The organism is Bradyrhizobium sp., assembly GCF_027307225.1.
In the GTDB taxonomy this organism is placed as follows: Bacteria; Pseudomonadota; Alphaproteobacteria; order Rhizobiales; family Xanthobacteraceae; genus Bradyrhizobium.
The window spans coordinates 13,288-30,484 of sequence record NZ_DAHUXJ010000122.1 but is presented as its reverse complement, the minus strand read 5'-3'; the positions used below and the strand labels follow the sequence as shown (position 1 = coordinate 30,484).

Annotated in this window: 17 protein-coding genes; 8 read left to right on the top strand and 9 right to left on the bottom strand. The window is 61.8% G+C overall.

Annotation, left to right across the window (positions count from 1 at the left end; genetic code table 11):
• Positions 1-505: 505 nt before the first annotated feature.
• Positions 506-1,477 carry a GGDEF domain-containing protein gene (locus M6D32_RS20925; protein WP_298259787.1) on the top strand — a complete coding sequence of 324 codons (972 nt, stop codon included), beginning with the start codon at positions 506-508 and terminating at the stop codon, positions 1,475-1,477.
• A gap of 34 nt (positions 1,478-1,511) precedes the next feature.
• Here the strand turns inward: M6D32_RS20925 and M6D32_RS20920 are convergent, their stop codons facing one another.
• From M6D32_RS20920 to hisE, 6 genes are all read right to left on the bottom strand, one after another.
• The gene (locus M6D32_RS20920; protein WP_298259785.1) at positions 1,512-2,204 is read right to left on the bottom strand and encodes a hypothetical protein; all 693 of its coding nucleotides are present in this window, start codon (positions 2,202-2,204) and stop codon (positions 1,512-1,514) included.
• Positions 2,205-2,342: 138 nt separating this feature from the next.
• The gene (locus tag M6D32_RS20915; RefSeq protein ID WP_298259783.1) at positions 2,343-2,594 is read right to left on the bottom strand and encodes a hypothetical protein; all 252 of its coding nucleotides are present in this window, start codon (positions 2,592-2,594) and stop codon (positions 2,343-2,345) included.
• A 327-nt stretch (positions 2,595-2,921) separates the two neighbouring features.
• Positions 2,922-3,890, bottom strand: coding sequence for a nitronate monooxygenase family protein (locus M6D32_RS20910; protein WP_298259781.1), 969 nt, complete (start codon positions 3,888-3,890; stop codon positions 2,922-2,924).
• Positions 3,891-4,016: 126 nt separating this feature from the next.
• Positions 4,017-4,550, bottom strand: a complete 534-nt coding sequence (locus M6D32_RS20905; RefSeq protein WP_298259779.1) for a hypothetical protein — start codon at positions 4,548-4,550, stop codon at positions 4,017-4,019.
• Positions 4,547-5,128, bottom strand: a complete 582-nt coding sequence (locus tag M6D32_RS20900) for a YqaA family protein (RefSeq protein WP_298259777.1) — start codon at positions 5,126-5,128, stop codon at positions 4,547-4,549. The genes M6D32_RS20905 and M6D32_RS20900 overlap by 4 nt, the downstream gene beginning before the upstream one ends.
• Before the next feature lie 50 nt (positions 5,129-5,178).
• The gene (gene hisE / locus M6D32_RS20895) at positions 5,179-5,571 is read right to left on the bottom strand and encodes a phosphoribosyl-ATP diphosphatase (protein ID WP_298259775.1); all 393 of its coding nucleotides are present in this window, start codon (positions 5,569-5,571) and stop codon (positions 5,179-5,181) included.
• A 372-nt stretch (positions 5,572-5,943) separates the two neighbouring features.
• On the opposite strand from hisE, the gene M6D32_RS20890 reads away from it, so the two are divergent.
• The 7 genes from M6D32_RS20890 to M6D32_RS20860 all read left to right on the top strand — a co-directional run bounded on the left by M6D32_RS20890 (position 5,944) and on the right by M6D32_RS20860 (position 13,957).
• Positions 5,944-6,981, top strand: coding sequence for an ABC transporter substrate-binding protein (locus M6D32_RS20890; protein ID WP_298259773.1), 1,038 nt, complete (start codon positions 5,944-5,946; stop codon positions 6,979-6,981).
• Between the two features lie 66 nt (positions 6,982-7,047).
• Entirely contained in the window at positions 7,048-7,320 is a 273-nt protein-coding gene (locus M6D32_RS20885) for a hypothetical protein (protein ID WP_298259771.1), read from the top strand.
• Positions 7,321-7,448: 128 nt separating this feature from the next.
• Positions 7,449-9,227 carry a glucan ABC transporter ATP-binding protein/ permease gene (locus tag M6D32_RS20880; protein WP_298259769.1) on the top strand — a complete coding sequence of 593 codons (1,779 nt, stop codon included), beginning with the start codon at positions 7,449-7,451 and terminating at the stop codon, positions 9,225-9,227.
• Positions 9,228-9,427: 200 nt separating this feature from the next.
• Complete coding sequence (locus tag M6D32_RS20875) at positions 9,428-10,798, top strand: D-alanyl-D-alanine carboxypeptidase family protein (protein ID WP_298259767.1); 1,371 nt, start codon at positions 9,428-9,430, stop codon at positions 10,796-10,798.
• 179 nt (positions 10,799-10,977) lie between these two features.
• Positions 10,978-12,663 (top strand): long-chain fatty acid--CoA ligase, encoded by a 1,686-nt coding sequence (locus M6D32_RS20870; protein WP_298259765.1) that lies wholly within the window; start codon positions 10,978-10,980, stop codon positions 12,661-12,663.
• A 24-nt stretch (positions 12,664-12,687) separates the two neighbouring features.
• Positions 12,688-13,236: a DUF924 family protein gene (locus M6D32_RS20865; protein ID WP_298259764.1), complete on the top strand. Its 549-nt coding sequence runs from the start codon at positions 12,688-12,690 to the stop codon at positions 13,234-13,236.
• A gap of 235 nt (positions 13,237-13,471) precedes the next feature.
• Complete coding sequence (locus tag M6D32_RS20860; protein WP_298259761.1) at positions 13,472-13,957, top strand: peroxiredoxin; 486 nt, start codon at positions 13,472-13,474, stop codon at positions 13,955-13,957.
• A 119-nt stretch (positions 13,958-14,076) separates the two neighbouring features.
• Here M6D32_RS20860 and rnhA read toward each other — a convergent pair whose 3' ends face one another.
• From rnhA to ispH, 3 genes are all read right to left on the bottom strand, one after another.
• Positions 14,077-14,529 (bottom strand): ribonuclease HI, encoded by a 453-nt coding sequence (gene rnhA, locus M6D32_RS20855; protein ID WP_298259759.1) that lies wholly within the window; start codon positions 14,527-14,529, stop codon positions 14,077-14,079.
• 165 nt (positions 14,530-14,694) lie between these two features.
• Complete coding sequence (locus tag M6D32_RS20850) at positions 14,695-15,657, bottom strand: homoserine kinase (protein ID WP_298259757.1); 963 nt, start codon at positions 15,655-15,657, stop codon at positions 14,695-14,697.
• A 23-nt stretch (positions 15,658-15,680) separates the two neighbouring features.
• Entirely contained in the window at positions 15,681-16,646 is a 966-nt protein-coding gene (ispH, locus tag M6D32_RS20845; protein WP_298259755.1) for a 4-hydroxy-3-methylbut-2-enyl diphosphate reductase, read from the bottom strand.
• Positions 16,647-17,197 lie beyond the last annotated feature (551 nt).

Here is a 17,197-nt window from a genome sequence, read left to right as displayed (position 1 = left end):
ACCATGGCCTCTCGACCTTTGGGCGTCAGGGGGGCATTCTTGTGGGTGTCCATTCGGTTCTCCGCGAATCGCTGGTGGTTTGGCGACTTCAGAGTTCCCGGTCAGGGCCGAATGGACAACCTCCTGAAAGCCCACATCTAGATTTCGTCTTGTGCGGCCGGGAAGGCCCGACATTGCAGGCGCTTATGGACCGCGACGATGGGCGCTGATGATGGCTCTTGTGTTTCGCGGACATTTACCGTCTTCGGCATTTTGGATGCCAGCAAACGGGCCTCCGGCTGCGATGTTTAAACCATCCTTTAGATGTGGGGCCTATCGTGAAAAGTACGATTGCCCCTGATTTATCTCAGGGATTTCAAAATCCTTATTGCCGGTTAACCAACCGACTTTCCAAGATTTGGACCGAATAAAAATCCCGGGTGGATGGCCTCAAGGAATGAGCGGCGCCGGCAACGAGATTGACTTCGATATCGCGACGACGACCGCGGATCGGGCCAACCGTTTAATGTCGCAACACGGCGTGCCGCCGACTCCCGATAATTTCTCGGTCTGGTTTTATTACACGATGGGCGGATCGCTCACGCTGAAGAAAACCATCGACATCCTGATCGCGAACAAGCGCAAGTTCGATTCCGCCATCAACCGCGATCTTTACCTGACTTACGTCAACCCTCATTCGAGCACGAGCGGGGATTTTCCCGAGCAGTTGCACGGCGTGATCGCCAGTGCGCAGGAATTTTTAGCGAGCGCTATCTCCGACAACCGCGAGCAGATGGAGAACCTCGGCGAGGTCGAGTCGGAATGTCAGACCGCAGCCGATCCACGGCCGATCATCGAAAAGCTGGTGAAAGAGCTGTCGACCGCGACGACGCGTTCCTCGGCGCTTGAAGCGAATTTCCTTCAGACCACAAAAGACCTTGACCAGATCAAGGACTCGCTCAAGGAGGCCGAGCAACACTCCAACACTGATGCCCTCACCGGGCTCGCCAACCGGCGTTCGCTCGATGCCTTCCTGCGCGCCGAGCAGATCACGGCGATGGAGGCGGGAACGCCGCTCAGCATCCTGCTGATCGATATCGACCACTTCAAGCAGTTCAACGACGGCTTCGGCCACCAGGTCGGCGACCAGGTTATTCGGCTGGTCGCCAAGGTCTTGCAAGAGAACGTCCGCGAGTGCGACCTCGCCGCGCGTTATGGCGGCGAGGAACTGATGGCGATCTTGCCTGGTGCGGCGCTCGATATCTGCTTCGAAGTGGCCGAACGCATCCGCCGCCGCATCTGCGAGGCGCGATTGACCCGGCGCACGACAGGCGAGGAAATCTCAAGCGTCACAGTCTCGATCGGCGTGGCGCAATTCCGTATGGGCGAAACGGCCGACGGCATGATCGATCGCTGCGACCGCGCGCTCTATCAGGCCAAGCGCCTGGGCCGCAACCGCACCGTCAAGGAAACCGGCGAAGAAGTGATCGCGGCCTGAGGCCGCATCGCCTAAATGCGCGATCGGCGCCGTATCAGATCATCGCCGCGACTTTTTCCAGACCGATCAGGCGGGCAAGCTGGCGCACTTCGCGCTTCTGGTCTTCACGCAGCTGGAACAAGAGCGGCATCGCCGCCGATTTCAACTGCTGGACTTCGGCAGAGTCCGGATCGAGATGCATGGGCGCATTGGGATCGGTCTGCCGCGTGGCGTGCAGCCTGTGGGCCACCGCGCGCAGCGCAGTCTCGACCGCCGGCCAATAATATTCCTGCGATGACGACAGTTGAAGCCGCTCCCTGATGCCGGCGATCTGCGCGTCGCTCAACAGCGTGTACGATTTCTGAACCGGCGGCCTGGCAACGGCCTGCTGCTTCGGCTTGGCTGGCACCGGCTCCGCGGCCTTCGGGATTTCCCTGGATATCTCCCTGGAGATTTCTTTGGGGCCTTCCGCCTCGGTGGAAGCGGTCGGCGCGAAGGCCTGCCGCAGCGGCTCGTTTGGGATGGTGGCGGTGAGTTCTGCCGGGACCGGATCGGGTGCTAGCGCGGCAACGGTCAGCCTGTCAGCCTTGCTTTCCCGGTTCGACACGACTGCCTGCGCGGAGATCGATGGCGCCACCATCGCGGTAACCGCCGCGGCGGGCACGCTGTCCTGGCCCAGAATGGCGGCGACGGCAGAACCCACGACCAGGAAGCACGTCAAGGCGATGATGGTGACGGCTTTTGACAGGTAACTCTCCATTTTCAGCTTGGTCGTCACGACCGGCCCGGCTGCGCGCGGGCACCTTCCCGACAATAGCGGCGGGAAATAAGGCCTAACCGCGCCACCAAGGTGACGATGCTTGCTCACCGTAAAGGAACCGGGTGATCAGGCGGCCGCGACGAGTTCGTAGGCGTCCTGGATGTCGGCGACGATATCGGAGGCCTCCCACAGTGCATTCGGCGCGACCGTCTGCCAGTTGATGGTCCAGTTTCGACCGCCTCCTGCGGCGCGAGGCATGCGGACGACATCGAATTGCACGTTGCGGCAAAGCGGGTGGCGCTCGAGTGCATAAGCGACGCGGCGTCGGATATCATCCAGGGTTGCCGGCGTCTTCGCAAACAGCGTCTCGAAATCCATGTCACCCCCGCAACCACTGCTCCCGCCGGATGCGCGCACTGGCGCGGCCGGCCTTGAAGCTGAATCTTGGGCGGACGTGGTTAAGGGCGGGTTAAATGGCCGCTAGTGGTCCGATTCTAACATTCGCATCCTTTCTCGGCGGGCATCTTTGCGAATGTTAGAATCAAAGGACCACTAGGAAATATAAACGTCTAGTGGAGTTTCGGATTTGACATTCGCCTCACGAGTTCGCTGCTAAGCGGGTAGCGAATGTCAAATCCGCTCCACTAGCGCCGCGACCGATCGCGGCGACTTCATATCGGAGAGCCTTCGGCGGAGATGCTCGCGCTACAGCGGCAGATCGACCGCCGCGTCATATTCGTTTTTGAAACGCGAGATCAATTCGGCCGCCGGTACGACCTGGCCGACGCTGCCGACGCCCTGACCGGAGCCCCAGATTTCCTTCCAGGCCTTGGCCTTGGCGCGTTCGCCGGAAGCATCGGTGCCGAAACTCATCTTCGAGGCATCCGACTGCGGCAGATTATCCGGGTCCATGCCGGCGGCCACGATCGATGGCTTCAGGTAGTTGCCATGCACGCCGGTGAAGAGATTGGAATAGACGATGTCTTCCGCGCCCGACGCCGTGATCATTTCCTTGTAGCGCTCGACCGCATTGGCCTCCCTGGTGGCGATGAAGGCCGAGCCGACATAGGCGAAGTCCGCTCCCAACAGACGCGTGGCGCGGATGGCGCGGCCATTGGCGATGGCGCCCGACAGCGCGATCGGACCATCGAACCATTGCCGGGTCTCCGCCACGAAAGCGAAGGGCGAGATCACGCCGGCATGGCCGCCGGCGCCGGCCGCGACGAGGATGAGCCCATCGGCGCCTTTCTCGACCGCCTTGTGGGCGAATTTCTGGTTGATCACGTCGTGGAAGACAATGCCGCCCCAGCGATGCGCGGCCTCGTTCACTTCCTCGCGCGCGCCGAGCGAGGTGATGATGATCGGCACCTTGTGCTTCTCGCAGAGTGCCAGATCGTGTTCGAGCCGATTGTTCGAGCGGTGCACGATCTGGTTGACCGCAAACGGCGCCGATGGCCGCTCCGGATGGGCGGCATCATATTCCGCGAGTTCCCGCTTGATCCTCGTCAGCCATTCGTCGAGCAATTCGGGCGGGCGCGCATTCAACGCCGGAAACGCGCCGACAATGCCGGCCTTGCATTGGGCGATCACGAGATCGGGCACCGAGATGATAAACAGCGGCGCTCCGATCACCGGAAGCGACAGGCGGCCCTTGAACAGCGCAGGCATCGACATCGGCAAAATTCCCTACAATTCCGGGCGGCGGGAAATTCCACCCATGAAGCAAAGGATGCCAGACATCATATCAAAAAGGCAATCGTGCTTCGTGCCGGTCACCTCCCACAAAATGAGGCGACCGAGCTACTGGCACAGCGCGCGGGTAACGAAATTGTTGGTGTGGCAATCGTCGGGTTTGCGCGTCCGGCCCGGGATCAGCACCTTCGCCGAACAGGCTTCGACCGAATCCGTCGACAGGCTCTTGCCTTCCTTGAACCCCTTGGACTGGCAAAGCCTGTCGGCCGCCATCCTGCAATCGGACGCGCCGTTGGCGGCGGCAGGACAGGCAATGCGGCCGGTCACCATCGACGACGGCTTGGCTAGTCGCGACAGGCTTTCGCCGGCATCCTTGACGACGTCCTTGGTCTTCGCGTTGAGATCGTCGAGCGTCTCGCTCGGGCTCTTCAGGGTCGGCAGGATCGACAGGGACTTTTCCAGCGCCTTGCCCATTTCGTTGAACAGGCCCGGATTCTCGGGCGCGGCCGGCTGGGTTCCGGCCGGTGGCGGCGCCGGGGCTTGTGGCGCCAGTTGCTGTGGGGCTTGTGGCGCGGGCGTCTGCGGCCAGCCGCTGCCGACCGCCAAAATCCACACCAGGGCAGCGAGGCCCGCCGACCTCAAATCAGCTTGACAGCGATGACGAATCCGGCGGCGAGCAGGAGCAGGAATGCCGTCAGCCACAGCCCGAGACGCTTCTCGATTTCGGCGCGGATCACATCGCCATAGCGGTTGAGCACGACCGCCACGATGAAAAAGCGGCCGCCCCGGGCGATGATGGAGCACAGGATGAACAGCCAGATGTTGTAACCCGCAAAACCCGAAGTGATCGTGACGAGCTTGTAGGGGATCGGCGTCAGCCCCTTCAGCAGGATGATCAGGCTGCCCCATTGGGCGTAGGACGCGCGAAAGGCGTCGACCTTGCCGCCAAGATGGTAGAGATTGATCAGCCACTGCCCAACCGAGTCATAGAGAAGCGCTCCGATCGCGTAACCGAGCACGCCTCCGGCCACCGAGGCAATCGTACAAAGCGTCGCAAACAGCCACGCGCGCTTGGGGCGCGCCAGCGACATCGGCAGCAGCATGATATCGGGAGGAACCGGGAAGAAGGAACTTTCCGCAAAAGCGACCGCGCCGAGGATCCACAGCGCGTAAGGCTTGTCGGCGGCGTCGATACACCAATCGTAGATACGTCTCAGCATGCCGCGATGAAGCATCACGCGATGGATTTGTCCATGCGGCAAGCGGATATTTAGTGGCGCTTGCGCATGCCGCGGCCTTCGAGCGCGACAATTGGCCGCCGCGTCAGGCGGGACGGCGGGACCTTGACCGGCGACTTCGGCAGCTTCTCGGCGATCCCGAGCAGATGCTCGCGCCGCTCCATCTCATGCCAGACGTCCTCCGGGCGAACACCGGCGGACGCCCAGAGCACGGTGAGGTTATAGAGCAGGTCGGCGCTTTCGCGGACGACGGCTTCGGTCTTGCCGTTGACCGCATCGATAACGACTTCGATCGCCTCTTCGGCGAGTTTCTTCGCCATCTTGTCGGGACCGCGCTGAAACAGCTTGGCCGTTCGCGAAACCGAGGGATCGAGATCCTTGGCCACGATGACTGCCTGATAGAGCCGTTCGAGCGAATCACTCATATCTTCAAGATAATCCAAACGCCTCGCCAGCGTGTTAACGACGCTGCAAAAACCAGGAAACAGCGGCCACGGTGACCGGCAGCTTAACTCGCTCGTGAGATTTGTAGGGTGCCGAAGCAGCGGGCGGCGCAACAAAGCTGCCGCATGCCTGACGCGGCAGCAATATCCACCAGAACTGGCAGCGCCATCGCCGCAATATTACGGAGCCCGCGCGCAATCGCTCAGATGTGAACGTGGCTGCTTGCGCAAACCAACCGGAAACCACGCCTGCTCACCTGCCGTTCAGATTAGCGAGAGCAGGATGGCGCGGCCCGAACGGTGTCATAAAACCGACGTATCCGGCGCGGCAACTGCTTCCTGTATCTTGGTGCGATGCTGATGCGCACAATTCAGACCATCATTGCCTGTTGCATTGCCGCCTGGGTCTGCCTGGGCCTGCCTGCAAGTCGCGCTGTGGAGACCGGCCACCCGCTCGCCGTCAGGCTTTCCTTCGATCGCCCCATCACCGCCGGTGAAGCGCCTGTGGTTGTCGCCATGACCGATGGGGTGTTCTCCGCCGAGGGCCTCACGGTCACGTCAAACATGGCTGCCGGCTCGCCCGAAGCGATCGCCCGGGTCGCCTCCGGCGCCAGCGAATTTGCCCTTGTCGATCTCAACGCGCTGATCCGCTTCCGCAGCCAGAGCTCGGCGCCGGTGAAGGCCGTGTTCGTGCTGTTCAACAAGGCGCCCTATGCCATCGTCGCCCGCAAGAGCCGGGGCATCCACGTGCTGTCCGACATCGAGGGCAAGACGCTGGGCATGGCCCCCGGCGGCCTTTCGGCCGGGCTGTGGCCGGCGCTCGCCCACCAGAACGAGATCCGTCTCGACCATATCAAGCAAAGCCCCATCAGCGCCGCCGTGCGGGAGCCGATGTTGTCGGCCGGTCAGGTCGACGCCGTCACCGGCTTCTCCTACCTGGCGGCCGTGGATTTGCGCGACCGCGGCGTTCCCGCCGACGACCTCGCGGTGCTTCGCTTCTCCGATTATGGCTGCGACGCCTACGGCTTTGCCGTGATCGTCAATCCCGCCTTCGCGGAGAAACAGCCCGACGCCGTGAAGGGCTTCGTGCGGGCCCTGATTGGGGGGATCAGCCTGACCCTCCGTGACGAGGGCCATGCGGTCGACCAGGTCCTCACCCAAATGGAGGAAGGCTCGCGCGATCTTGAGCTGGAGCGGCTGCACGCCGTGGTCCGCGACAACATCATGACGGATGAAGTCAATCGCAACGGCCTCGGCGCGGTCGATCCGGCGCGCCTCGAACGTTCGATCGATCAGGTCGGCGAAGGTTTCAAATTCGCCAAACGACCGCACGCGGCCGACATTTTCGACGACCGCTTCCTGCCCCCGCGCGCCGATCGCCTGATCAACTGAGCAAAAATCTCTGGTATTGCTCGCTATCGCGGGTTCAGCACCTCACGCGCAAAGGAGGATCGATCCATGGCGCCTCGTATCACGATGAGTCTTACAGCTGGCGGGGAGTTCGAAATCTACCTCAACGACGAGGGACGTAACCTCCTCATCCAGAAGCTTCAGTCTATCGGCGAGAGAAATGACCACTTTCATCTGGTCGCTTGGTATGACGCCGAGGTCAGACTTGGTAAGGTCGCGTACCGCCCGAGCGACAAGATTATCGACGCCGCTAAAATTCTCTTTCGAACCGACGAATGGGACCGGCAACACTACCCACACGTATTAGACGACAAAAATTAGGTTATCCCTGATGAGGAAGGGATATTCACGATGCGCACCGACAAAAGGGACGCTGGTCCTTTACGCCGCTCCCTGATTAGATGCCGCTGACAGGATGAGCGCCATCCCGGTCGGCCGTTTGGAGCTGCATGTCTTTGCTTCGCCTCTATGCGCGCGTGCTTGGGCTGCTCGGCAAGGAAGCACGGTTGGGATGGATTCTCGCCGGCGCCAACCTCTTGCTCGCCGGCGCGCAATTTGCCGAGCCGGTGCTGTTCGGCAAGATCGTCGACACGCTGTCCGGCAGGCCGGCTGCGAGCCCCTTTGGCTCGTCGTCGGCCTGGCCGATGCTGCTCGCCTGGGCGGCGTTCGGCCTGTTCACGATCCTGTGCGGGGCATGGGTGGCGCTGCACGCCGACCGCCTGGCGCACCGCCAGCGTCAGGCCGTGCTGACCGGCTATTTCGAACACATCCTGCAATTGCCGCTCACCTTCCACACCGGCACCCATTCCGGGAGGCTGATGAAGGTGATGCTCAACGGCACCGACGCGCTGTGGCGGCTGTGGCTCGGATTCTTCCGCGAGCATTTCGCCGCAATCCTGTCGCTGGTCGTGCTGCTGCCGCTCGCGCTCTATATCAACTGGCGGCTGGCCGTCCTCTTGTTCATGCTCTGCGTGATCTTCACCGTCCTGACGACGCTGGTGGTACGCAAGACCTACGGCATGCAGAACGACGTCGAGACCTATTACGGCGACCTGTCGGCGCGCGCGTCCGACGCGCTCGGCAACGTCGCGCTGGTGCAAAGCTTCGTGCGCATCGATGCCGAGGTGCAGGGCGTGCGCTTCGTCGCCGACAAACTGCTGGCGGCGCAGATGCCGGTGCTGTCGTGGTGGGCGATGGTCACCGTGATCACGAAAGCCTCGACCACGATCACGATTCTGGCGATCTTCGCCGTCGGCATCCTCCTGCACGAGCAGGGCCTGACCTCGGTCGGCGAGATCGTGATGTTCGTCTCCTTCGCCACACTTTTGATCCAGAAGCTCGAGCAGGTGGTGAGCTTCATCAACAACGTCTTCATGGAGGCGCCGCGGCTTGCCGAATTCTTCAACGTGCTCGACGCGGTGCCCGCGGTGCGCGACCGGCCGGATGCGATCGATACCGGACGCCTGTCGGGCCTCGTCGAGTTCAACGATGTATCGTTTTCCTATGACGGCAAGCGGCCCGCGGTCGAAGATCTCTCCTTCACCGCGCTGCCCGGCCAGACCATCGCGCTGGTCGGCCCGACCGGCGCCGGCAAATCCACCGCGATCGCGCTACTACACCGCGCCTTCGATCCGCAATCCGGCTTCATCAAGATCGACGGCATGGACGTGCGCGGCTTGAAGCTGAACGCGCTCAGGCGAAATATCGGCGTGGTGTTCCAGGAAGCGTTGCTGTTCGACCGGACGATTGCCGACAATCTGCGCGTCGGCAAGCCGGACGCGACCGACGAGGAATTGCGGATTGCAGCGAGCCGCGCGCAGGCTTTGGATTTCATCGAGCGCGGCGAGCTCGGCTTCGACACCAATGCCGGCGAGCGCGGACGCATGCTGTCCGGCGGCGAGCGTCAGCGGCTGTCGATCGCGCGTGCGTTGCTCAAGGATCCGCCGATCCTGATCCTCGACGAGGCGACCAGCGCGCTCGATGCGGTCACCGAAGCCAAGGTCAACGCCGCACTCGACGAAGTGATGAAAGGGCGTACGACGTTCGTCATCGCCCACCGCCTCTCGACCATTCGCAACGCCACGCTGATCCTGGTGTTCGACAATGGTCGCGTGATCGAAAGCGGAACTTTCGATCAACTTGTCGCGAAAGGTGGCCGCTTTGCGGAACTGGCCAGGGCCCAGTTCATGGTGCAGGAAAGCGCACGCGCGAGCCTGACGGCCTCCTGAAGTACCTCACATCGCCGTCAAGGCTGACGTACCGTCGAAATTCGGCCTATTTCATCGCCGATTTTTGGTTGTTGAGTCTGTTCCCGCGCGGCAAGCCAGTATAGGTTGGCACCCACCGCCGGACACGCTTGAAACCCGCATGTCACATCGTGAAGACCTCCTTGATGCAAAGGCGGGTCTCAAAGGACCGGAATCGGATAGTGCATTTCCATCGCCCGTCGCATTTCAGATCGTCACTGCGTTCGATCGTCCTTCTCGCTGCGTTGACGCTGGCCTCGCACGCCGCGAATGCCGAAGCACTGCTGCTGGTGGAAGCCGATAGCGGCAAGGTCCTGCAAGCCGAGAACGCGACGTACCCGTGGTATCCGGCCTCGATCACCAAGCTGATGACGGCCTATGTGACGCTGAAGGCGGTCAAGGAAGGACGCATCACCCTCGATACGATGTTCACGGTGTCGCCGACGGCCGCATCGCAGTCACCGTCGAAAATGGGTTTCCGGCCCGGCACGCGGGTCACCGTCGATAACGCCCTGAAGATGTTGCTGGTGAAGTCGGCCAATGACATGGCCGTGGTACTGGCCGAAGGCGTCGGCGGCTCGATCGATGGTTTCGCGGCGATGATGAACGACAACGCCAGGCGGCTCGGCATGACGCAGACCCACTATGTCAATCCGAACGGGCTGCCGGCCGACGGTCACGTCACCTCGGCGCGCGATATCGCGATCCTGGCGCGCGCGATCGTTCACGACCTGCCGGAATACGAATATTTTGTCGATATCCCTTCGATCCGCTACGGCCACAGGATCACGCAGAATTTCAACAAGCTGATCGGACGCTACCCCGGGGCCGACGGCTTCAAGACCGGATTCATCTGCGCGTCCGGCTATAACCTCGTGGCCTCGGCGACGCGCAACGGCAAGCGGCTGATCGCCGTCGTGCTTGGCGCCTCTTCCGGTCATGCGCGCTCGATCAAGGCGATCCAGATGCTGGACCGCGGCTTTGCCAACGACTCGCTGTCATGGCTGAAGCCTTCGCTCGGCACGGTGGACAGTCTGGTGCCAGTCGATGCTTCGCCGCCCGACCTGCACGACGAGATGTGCAGCGGCAGGCGTCACAAGCCGGCCAGCGACGAAGACGAAGATACGACCGCGACCAGCGACAGCTCCGGGCAGGCGCTCGCCTTTTTCGCGACCGGCCAGGCGCCGGCCTTGAAGCCCTCGGAAGTCCTGGCCGCCGCGCCCACGCCGTCGGAGCCGATCCCGGTCTATACCGGACCGACCCGCACCGGCGCGGCGCTGATCGCAGCGGTCGCCGCCGATTCCAATGAACAGACGGCGGCGGCGCGGCATGGCAAAAGGTCGCGCCACACGGCGAAAAAGCCGCCCGAGGCAGGCCCCGACGAAGCTGGCAACGCAGCCAAGCCAAAGGCGGTCAAGCATGCCAACGCCAAGCCGGATGCGGCAGCAAGGAACGCCGACAAGCCGGCGACATCAGACAAGCCGGCAAAGCCAAAGGCTGCGGCGAAACGGACCAAGCCCGCGCCGAAGTCCGACGTCAAGAGCAGCGGCTAGCGCAACATATCCGATCAAAAATCGCGCTCATTGACCCTCAGGGGCGCCCGAACCGGGGATCCCTGCGGCCTGCAGTCGCTTGCCATCGGCGGCGGCAACGCCCAATATTGCCAGCAAATAAAATGTCTCGTGGCGGCAACGGACGAGGTCCAACGAAATAAACCGAGAGGGGAAGCGACATGGAGCGCATCTGGCTCAAGCAATATCCGGCTGGCGTGCCCGCCGATATCGATGTGACCCAATATTCATCCCTGGTCGAACTGCTGGAGGAAAGCTTTGCCAAGTTCCGCGACCGCAAAGCCTTCATCTGCATGGACAAGTCCATCACCTACCGCAATCTCGACGAGATGTCGCTGGCGCTCGCCGCCTATCTGCAGCGCAAGGGCCTGCAAAAGGGCGCCCGCGTCGCGTTGATGATGCCGAATGTCCTGCAATATCCGATCGCGACGGCCGCGGTGCTCCGCGCGGGCTATGCGGTCGTCAACGTCAATCCGCTCTATACGCCGCGCGAGCTCGAGCATCAGCTCAGGGATTCCGGGGCTGAAGCCGTCGTCGTTTTGGAGAATTTTGCGACCACCGTGCAGCAAGTCATCGCCAAAACCTCCGTCAAGCACGTCATTGTCGGCAGCATGGGCGACCTGCTCGGCCTCAAGGGCGTCATCGTCAACCTCGTGGTCCGCCGCGTGAAGAAGATGGTGCCCGCCTATTCGCTTCCAGGCAGCGTCTCGTTCAACGACGCGGTTGCGGCGGGGCGGACCATGACCTTCCAGAAGCCTCGGCTGATGCCCGACGACGTCGCCTTCCTGCAATATACCGGCGGCACTACCGGCGTCTCCAAGGGCGCGACGCTGCTCCATCGCAACATCCTCGCCAATGTGCTGCAAAACGATGCGTGGTTGCAGCCGACACTGAAGAAGCCGCCGCAGGTCGATGAGCTTTTCATCGTCTGCGCGCTGCCGCTCTATCATATCTTCGCGCTGACGGCCTGCTACCTGCTTGGCGTGCGCGCCGGCGGCGTTAACCTCCTGATCCCCAATCCGCGCGACATGGCCGGTTTCATCAGGGAGCTTGCAAAATATCAGGTCAATTTCTTTCCGGCCGTCAACACGCTTTACAACGGCCTGTTGCACACGCCGGGTTTCGACAAGCTCGATTTCTCGAAGCTGAAAGCCTGCAACGGTGGCGGCATGGCCACGCAAAAGCCGGTCGCCGAAAAATGGATGGCCGTGACCGGCTGCGCGCTGTCGGAAGGTTATGGCCTGTCGGAGACTTCTCCGACACTGACCTGCAACCCGGCCGACACCGACAAATTCTCCGGCTCGATCGGCCTTCCCGTGCCATCGACCTGGCTATCGATCCGCGACGACGACGGCAACGAACTGCCGCTCGGTGAGCCCGGCGAGATCTGCGCCAAGGGCCCGCAGGTGATGGCCGGCTACTGGAACAGGCCGGACGAGACCGCCAAGGTGATGACCGCGGACGGCTATTTCCGCACCGGCGATATCGGCGTGATGAGCGAGGACGGCTACACCAAGATCGTCGACCGCAAGAAGGACATGATCCTGGTCTCCGGCTTCAACGTCTATCCGAACGAGATCGAGGAAGTGATTGCAAGCCATCCGGGCGTGCTCGAATGCGCTGTGATCGGCGTCGCGGATACCAGGTCCGGCGAAGCGGTGAAGGCCTTCATCGTCAAGAAGGATCAGAACCTCACTGCCGAAGACGTCATCAAGTTCTGCGGCACGCAGCTCACGGCCTACAAGGTGCCGAAGCAGATCGAGTTCAGGACCGCGCTGCCGAAGACCAATGTAGGCAAGATCCTGCGCCGCGAGCTGCGCGACGAGAAAAAGGCGGCGGCCGCCTGAGTGGAAACGGACCGCGCCGGCGCCATGACGGACGATTCACTCCTCCGAGAGGTTGTCGCCTTCTGGCGCGAAGCCGGGCACGAGCGCTGGTACACACCGGACGCCGACTTCGATGCCGCCGTGCGAGACCGCTTCTTCGCGCTCTGGCGGGAAGCCGCGGCCGGCCAGTTCACGTCATGGGAACACTCCGACGAAGGCGCACTGGCGTTGGTCATCGTGCTGGATCAATTCCCGCGCAACATGTTTCGTGGCGACGCCAAGGCCTTCTCGAGCGACGCTCTGGCCCGTGAGGTCGCAAACCGCGCGCTGCAACGCGGCGTCGACCGGCGCATGGAGCCGCCGCTGCTGCAATTCCTCTATCTGCCGTTCATGCATTCGGAGCATCTGCCCGATCAGATCCGCTGCGTTGAGCTCTTCCGTGCCGGCGACAATGCGGAAAACCTTGGGTACGCCGAGATCCATGCCGACATCATCCGCCGGTTCGGGCGTTTTCCGCACCGAAACCGCATCCTTAGGCGCATAACGACTCCGGAGGAGCAGGCCTTTCTCGACGCTGGCGGCTTTTCGGGCTAGGTGGTGGTCCGATTCTAACATTCGCATCCCTCCTCAGCGGACACCTTTGCGAATGTTAGAATCAAAGGACCACCAGCAAATTCAATATTCTAGTGGAGTTTCGGATTTGACATTCGCCTTGCGAGTTTGCGGCTAAGTGGGTGGCGAATGTCAAATCCACTCCACTAGTCGCGATATTGTGCCGCACAAGGGCCCGGTCTAAAAACGCCCGCACCATCCCCAAGGAGAATTGACGATGACGATCAAAGTTGGCGACAAGCTGCCCGAGGCCAAATTTCGCGTGATGACGACGGACGGCGTCCAGGTTAAAAGCACCGACGACATCTTCAAAGGCAAGAAGGTCGCGCTGTTCGCCGTGCCCGGCGCCTATACCGGCACCTGCCACAAGATGCATCTGCCGAGCATCTTCCTGAACGCCTATGCCATCAAGGACAAGGGCGTGAACACGATTGCGATCGTTTCGGTCAATGATGCCTTCGTGATGAACGCCTGGAAGCGCGACACCGACCAGCGCGACGAAGCCACGTTCCTGGCCGACGGCAACGCCGAATTCACCAAGGCGATCGGCATGGAGCTCGACGCTTCCGGCAACGGGCTCGGCATCCGCTCCAAGCGCTATTCGATGGTGGTGGAAGACGGCGTCGTGAAGAAGTTCAACCTTGAACCCGCGCCCGGCAAGGTCGAGGTTTCCGGCGGCGACACGCTGCTCGGACAGCTTTAACGGCTGTCGTCATTCCGGGATGGTGCATAAGCACCAGACGCGGAATCTCGGGATTCTCTTGTGCGCAACTGCGCACGATAGTTCGATGCTTCGCATCACCCCGGAATGACGGGCTCCCCCTACCCCTTCAGCCTTGCCATCGCGACGCCGTCGCGCGCGAGCTGGTCGGCGCGTTCGTTTTCGTCGTGACCGGCATGGCCTTTGACCCAGTGCCAATTGACCTTGTGAGGCTTCAAGGCATCATCGAGACGTTGCCACAGCTCCGCATTCTTCACCGGCTTCTTGTCGGCGGTGCGCCAGCCGTTCTTCTTCCAGCCGTGGATCCACCCGGTGATACCCTGCCGGACGTACTGGCTGTCGGTATAGAGATCGACCGCGCAGGGCCTTTTCAGCGCTTCCAGCGCCGAGATCGCCGCCATCAATTCCATGCGGTTGTTGGTGGTGTGGGCTTCGAACCCGACGAGGTCTTTCTCGACCTCGCCGAATTTCAGGATCGCGCCCCAGCCCCCCGGACCGGGATTGCCCGAGCAGGCGCCGTCGGTGTGGATGATGACCTGGGGAAGTGGGTTCACGACTAGTGTCCCGGTTCTGACATTCGTATCATGTTGCAGCGAGCTCCTTTACGAATGTCAGAACCAAAAGGGACACTAGCAAATATCATCTGGTAGTGCGGCTTTGGATTTGACATTCGCCAAAACAACTCGCGGATACGCTATGCGAATGCCAAATCCGCCGCACTACACGCCGTAATCGCGGATCGACGATACGCTTTGGTGAAAGCGCAGCTTGCGAACGTATTCCAGAGGATCCTTTGGACGCACCAATGCGCCCTTCGGCACGTTGAGAAAGTCGACCAGACGCGTCAGCAGGAAGCGCAGCGCCGAGCCGCGCGCCAGCAGCGGCAGCGCATCCTCTTCCGCTTTCGATAGCTGCCGCTCGCGGCCATAGGCCGAGAGCAGCGCGCGCGCCTTGGTGACGTTGAACGAACAATCGCCCTCGAAGCACCAGGCGTTGAGGCAGATCGCCACGTCGTAGGCAAACATGTCCGTGCAGGCGAAGGTGAAATCGATGATGCCGGAGACCTTGTCCTCGAGAAAGAACACATTGTCCGGGAAGAGATCGGCGTGGATGACGCCGCCGGGCAAATGCTGCGGCCAGCCGCCGCTCTCGAGATAATCGAGTTCGGCGGCGATCTGGTCGCGCAGACCCGGCTGCACATCGTCGGCGCGCGCTTGAGCCTGCTCGAGCAGCGGCCGCCATCCCGAAACCGACAACGCATTGGCCCGTGACATCGCAAAATCCTTGCCGGCCAGATGCATTTGCGCCAGCACCTTGCCGACGCCGGCGCAATGGGCGGCGGTGGGCTTGCGCGGCCAGACGCCTTCGAGAAACGTGATGATCGCCGCGGGACGGCCGGCGAGCGTACGCAGCGCCTCACCGTGCTTGTCATTCACCGGCTGCGGGCAATTGACCCCGCGCGAGGCGAGATGCGTCATCAGGCCGAGAAAGAACGGCAGGTCGCCCTTGGCGACCCGCTTTTCGTAGAGCGTCAGGATGAAAGCGCCCGACGTCGTGTGCAGCAGGAAGTTGGAATTCTCGACGCCCTCGGCGATGCCCTTGTAGGACAACAGTCCGCCGATCTCGTAATCCTTCAGAAAGTCCGCAAGCTCATCGGCGGCGACGTCGGTGTAGACCGCCATGTGCGCTCATCCCGGTCTTGAAGTTATTCGGCCGCGTCAGGCCGCAGCGAACGCGGCAACGGGAAGAATTCGTTTTCTTCCGCAGCCGACACCGTCTCCACATGCAATTCGTAGCGCTCGGCGAATGCGCCCATGATCTCTTCGACAATCACTTCCGGCGCCGAAGCGCCCGCCGTGATGCCGAGGCTCTTGATGCCTTCGAAGCGCGCCCAGTCGAGATCGCCGGCGCGTTGCGCGAGGACTGCGATCGGGCAGCCTTCGCGCTCGGCGACTTCGCGCAGCCGCTGCGAGTTCGACGAGTTCGGCGCGCCGACCACGATCAAGGCGTCGACCACCGGCGCCACCTTCTTCACCGCCAGTTGGCGGTTGGTGGTGGCGTAGCAGATGTCTTCCTTGTGCGGGCCGGAGATGTTCGGAAACCGCCCCTTCAGCATCGCGACGATCCCCGCGGTGTCGTCGATCGACAGCGTGGTCTGGGTCACGAAAGCCAGATTGTTGGGATCCTTCGGAGTGAAGGTCGCCGCGTCCTCCGCGGTCTCGATCAGCGTCACCGCGCCGGCCGGCAATTGGCCGAGCGTGCCGACGACCTCCGGATGATGGGAATGGCCGATCAGGAGAATTTCGCGGCCGCGCTTGAAATGGATCGCCGCTTCCCGGTGCACCTTGGTGACCAGAGGACAGGTCGCATCCAGCGAGAAGAAATTGCGGGTCCGGGCCTCGGCCGGCACCGATTTCGGAACCCCGTGGGCCGAGAACACCACCGGCGCATTGGTGCTGTCGGGGATCTCCGACAGTTCCTCGACGAAAATAGCGCCCTTGGTCTTGAGGCTGTCCACCACATAGCGGTTATGCACGATTTCGTGGCGGACATAGACCGGAGCGCCATAGATCGTCAGCGCGCGCTCGACGGTATCGATCGCCCGGACCACGCCGGCACAGAAGCCCCGCGGCGAACAAAGCACGATTCTCAGGGGTGGTTTGGCTGGCATAAGGCGGCCTCGGACCTCCTCAGCCCAAGCCTTAACCATGGCCAAAGGGTCGCGGAACGGTCGATTCAAAGGGATTGATCCGTAAGAGGACTTGGGACGGCTTTCGGGCCCTGTCAAGGGCAACCCATTGCGCTAATGATCCGATTCTAACATTCGCATCCGTTCTCAGCTGCCACTTTTGCGAATGTTAGGATCATAGGATCATTAGCAAATATCAGATTCTAGAGCTCCGATTCCGAAGTTCGCAAGCTAGTGCGGCCCCTCCGATGCGAACTTCGGAATCAAAAGGAGCTCTAGCAACTTATTGATTCTAGTGCGGCTTTGAATTTGGAGTTCCTATAACGAACTCTCGGCGAGACTGATAGGAACTTCAAATTGGCCGCACTAGTGAAGTTTAGGATTTTGACATACGCTTTGCGAGCCTGCGGCCAAGTGGGGAGCGAATGTCAAATCCACTTCACTAGCCGCCCGGGAAGGCATATAAGGGGCCTAATTCCCGTCATCGTTGATGACCATGGCTTCGCCTCCGGGAGGTGGGCGAAGCGCAAAGG

Coding starts and splice junctions, on each gene's coding strand:
- M6D32_RS20925 (WP_298259787.1), top strand. CDS start 506: ATGTCGCAACACGGCGTGCCGCCGACTCCCGATAATTTCTCGGTCTGG.
- M6D32_RS20915 (WP_298259783.1), bottom strand. CDS start 2,594: ATGGATTTCGAGACGCTGTTTGCGAAGACGCCGGCAACCCTGGATGAT.
- M6D32_RS20910 (WP_298259781.1), bottom strand. CDS start 3,890: ATGTCGATGCCTGCGCTGTTCAAGGGCCGCCTGTCGCTTCCGGTGATC.
- M6D32_RS20900 (WP_298259777.1), bottom strand. CDS start 5,128: ATGCTGAGACGTATCTACGATTGGTGTATCGACGCCGCCGACAAGCCT.
- hisE (WP_298259775.1), bottom strand. CDS start 5,571: ATGAGTGATTCGCTCGAACGGCTCTATCAGGCAGTCATCGTGGCCAAG.
- M6D32_RS20890 (WP_298259773.1), top strand. CDS start 5,944: ATGCTGATGCGCACAATTCAGACCATCATTGCCTGTTGCATTGCCGCC.
- M6D32_RS20885 (WP_298259771.1), top strand. CDS start 7,048: ATGGCGCCTCGTATCACGATGAGTCTTACAGCTGGCGGGGAGTTCGAA.
- M6D32_RS20880 (WP_298259769.1), top strand. CDS start 7,449: ATGTCTTTGCTTCGCCTCTATGCGCGCGTGCTTGGGCTGCTCGGCAAG.
- M6D32_RS20870 (WP_298259765.1), top strand. CDS start 10,978: ATGGAGCGCATCTGGCTCAAGCAATATCCGGCTGGCGTGCCCGCCGAT.
- M6D32_RS20865 (WP_298259764.1), top strand. CDS start 12,688: ATGACGGACGATTCACTCCTCCGAGAGGTTGTCGCCTTCTGGCGCGAA.
- M6D32_RS20860 (WP_298259761.1), top strand. CDS start 13,472: ATGACGATCAAAGTTGGCGACAAGCTGCCCGAGGCCAAATTTCGCGTG.
- M6D32_RS20850 (WP_298259757.1), bottom strand. CDS start 15,657: ATGGCGGTCTACACCGACGTCGCCGCCGATGAGCTTGCGGACTTTCTG.
- ispH (WP_298259755.1), bottom strand. CDS start 16,646: ATGCCAGCCAAACCACCCCTGAGAATCGTGCTTTGTTCGCCGCGGGGC.